The organism is Caulobacter sp. (assembly GCF_049283275.1).
Taxonomy (GTDB): domain Bacteria; phylum Pseudomonadota; class Alphaproteobacteria; order Caulobacterales; family Caulobacteraceae; genus Caulobacter.
On record NZ_JBAPVS010000171.1, the window covers coordinates 1 to 2,488 of the forward strand.

Sequence of the window (2,488 nt, forward strand, 5' to 3'; positions counted from 1 at the left end):
GAGTTGCGCCTCGCCGGCGTTCAGGCCCGCGGCCATGGCGGCCGCGCGGGCCATCCCGGGGTTCCACCCCAGGCGCGGGGCCAGGCGCAGGGCCTCGTCCAGCACCCGTTGCTCGGTCGTATGGGCCCAGTCACCCGGGTCGTGAGGGGCTTCGGCGGTTTTGTCGCTCATGAATCCGAGTCTACACGGGAGTTTAGGCCGCGTCGCCATGGACAGAGGCCCCCGCCTCTGCTATCAGCCGCCCCTCGTCGCCCGGGAGATCCCTTTCCGGGCTTATCAGGTTTTGTTCGCCCGCCCGGCCCCTGAGAGGGACTCGGGAAGATGGTCGGGCCGTCGAATGGAGAGAGACCCCTGGTCCAGATTTTCGTCCGCGACAACAACGTCGATCAGGCCCTCAAGGCCCTGAAGAAGAAGATGCAACGCGAAGGCTCGTTCCGCGAAATGAAGCGGCACGTGCACTATGAGAAGCCGTCGGAAAAGCGCGCCCGTCAAAAGGCCGAAGCTGTCCGCCGCGCCCGCAAGCTGGCCCGCAAGCGCGCCCAGCGCGAAGGCCTGATCCCGATGCCGAAGAAGCCGATCGGCGCGCGCTAAGCGACGCTTTCCAGGTTTCTGGAAACACCAAACCCGCGTGGAGCGATCCACGCGGGTTTTGTTTTGTCGGTCCTTCCCCTGTGGGGGAGGCGGCCGAAGGCCGGTGGGGGGAGTTTTAGGATCGTAGATCCTGCAGGATGCCGCCCGCCGATCACTCCCCCCTCCGTCGGCTTCGCCGACACCTCCCCTGCGGGGGGAGGACTTAGACCCCCGCCACGAATTCCACCGCCTTGACGATATGCCCGGCGAACGTCTCGCCCAGCAGCCGCGTGTGGGTCGCGGCCTCCACATGGTCGACATAGCCGCGCGCCGACCGTTCCGCCGGCGCGGCCTGCATCGCCTTGCGCTTCTCACGCCCCTTGACCGGCCCGGCGGTGACCACGGCCACCGGCCAATCGGGATCATAGGGCGGCGCGGCGACGGCCTGGCGCGCCGACTCAGACCACTGGGCCACCTCGGCGGCGGCGGCGCGGTTGTGGGGGCCGTTGGCGAAGGCCCAGCGCTTCTCGGCCTTGGCCGCCGGCGGCAGGCCGATCTTGTCGCCCAGGCTGGTGTAGACCAGCGGCTTGTAGAGCCCGAGCGACGCGCCGTGCGCCGCCCAGCGCGACGCCGTGGCGAAGGCCCGGATGAACGGCTTGAACGCCTCGGTCTCCGAAGCGTCGGCCGTGGCGGCGTCGACCAGCACCAGGCCGGCCACCTTGTCGGGATTGCGCCCGGCATACTCGCGCAGGCGCAGGCCGGCCATCGAGTGGCCGACCAGGATGAACGGCCCGGGTTCCGCTGAGGCGGCGACCAGCTTCTCGAAGTCGGTGACGATGGCCAGCCCGTCGCGCGGGGCGGGCCCCGGCGGCGAGAAGCCCAGGCCGGCCCGATCATAGGCGCAGGAGCGCCAGCCGGCGGCGCTCAGGGCCTCCTGGGTCGCGCCCCAGTCGGCGGCGAAGCCGAAGGCTCCCGCCTCCAGCCAGACCAGCGGACGATCGCCCGACGCGCCCTGGGACGGGCCTTCACAGACCAGTCGCAGCTGGCGTCCCTCGCCGATGTCGACCATCCGGCCCCGCGGCACGGAGTGACCGGCCGCCGACATCAGGCCGCCCACGGCGACGAACGAGACCAAGAGAAGAGTGAAACCGGCAAGGGCGCGTCCGACGTAGCTGAGCATGCGGTCACTCTAGCCGAGCCTCGATGTCCGTCGAGTGACAGAACACCCCCTAATTCGTTGAGCTAACCGTCGACGACGTTGATCCGCGTACGGATGCGGCCGCCCTTGACGCGGGTGACCACGCCCTCGCCGTTCGCCGTCATTTTGCCCTTCACGCCCTCGGGCCACTTGGAGACCTGGGCCAGGCGCACCTTGCGGCCCACCTTGGCGGCGGCCGTCAACGGCAGATCGTCCTTCTGAGCGAAGCTCTTGCCCATGAACAACGCCGGATTCAGCGGCTTGCCGGCCTTGTTGCGCAGTTCGAAATGCAGATGCGAGCCGGTCGAGCGGCCGCTGCTGCCGACATAGGCCACGGTGGTTCCGCGCTTGACGTAGGCGCCGGGCTTGAGGCCCGCGTCGCGGCCCAGGTGCGCATAGAAGGTGTGGAACCCGTCCCTATGGCCCACCTCGACGAAACGGCCATAGGTCGACGACACGCCGCTTCGCATGACGACCCCGTCGATAGCCACGTGAACGGGGGCGCCGGCGGGGGCGGCGATGTCGACGCCCTCGTGCAGGCGGCCGTTCTCTTCCCAGGGCATCTGACGCAGGCCGAACGGCGAATTGACCACATGGCCCGGCAACGGAGCGTCGAACACGAAGGCCGGCGGCGGCGGGGACGGCGGCTCGGGCGCCGTGACGGGCGCGACCTCCGGGGCCGGCGCGGCCTCGTCCAGGTCGGCGCCCATCGCGCCCACG

At 69.9% G+C, this 2,488-nt stretch carries 3 protein-coding genes; 1 reads left to right on the plus strand and 2 read right to left on the minus strand.

Annotation, left to right across the window (positions count from 1 at the left end):
* Positions 1 to 351: 351 nt before the first annotated feature.
* Positions 352 to 591 (plus strand): 30S ribosomal protein S21, encoded by a 240-nt coding sequence (gene rpsU / locus WAL33_RS09320; RefSeq protein ID WP_422180694.1) that lies wholly within the window; start codon positions 352 to 354, stop codon positions 589 to 591.
* A gap of 202 nt (positions 592 to 793) precedes the next feature.
* Here rpsU and WAL33_RS09325 read toward each other — a convergent pair whose 3' ends face one another.
* Positions 794 to 1,750: an alpha/beta fold hydrolase gene (locus WAL33_RS09325; RefSeq protein ID WP_422180690.1), complete on the minus strand. Its 957-nt coding sequence runs from the start codon at positions 1,748 to 1,750 to the stop codon at positions 794 to 796.
* A gap of 62 nt (positions 1,751 to 1,812) precedes the next feature.
* Positions 1,813 to 2,488, minus strand: a 676-nt coding sequence (locus WAL33_RS09330) for a M23 family metallopeptidase (protein ID WP_422180692.1), incomplete at its 5' end; no start/stop codon positions are given.

Coding starts and splice junctions, on each gene's coding strand:
- WAL33_RS09325 (WP_422180690.1), bottom strand. CDS start 1,750: ATGCTCAGCTACGTCGGACGCGCCCTTGCCGGTTTCACTCTTCTCTTG.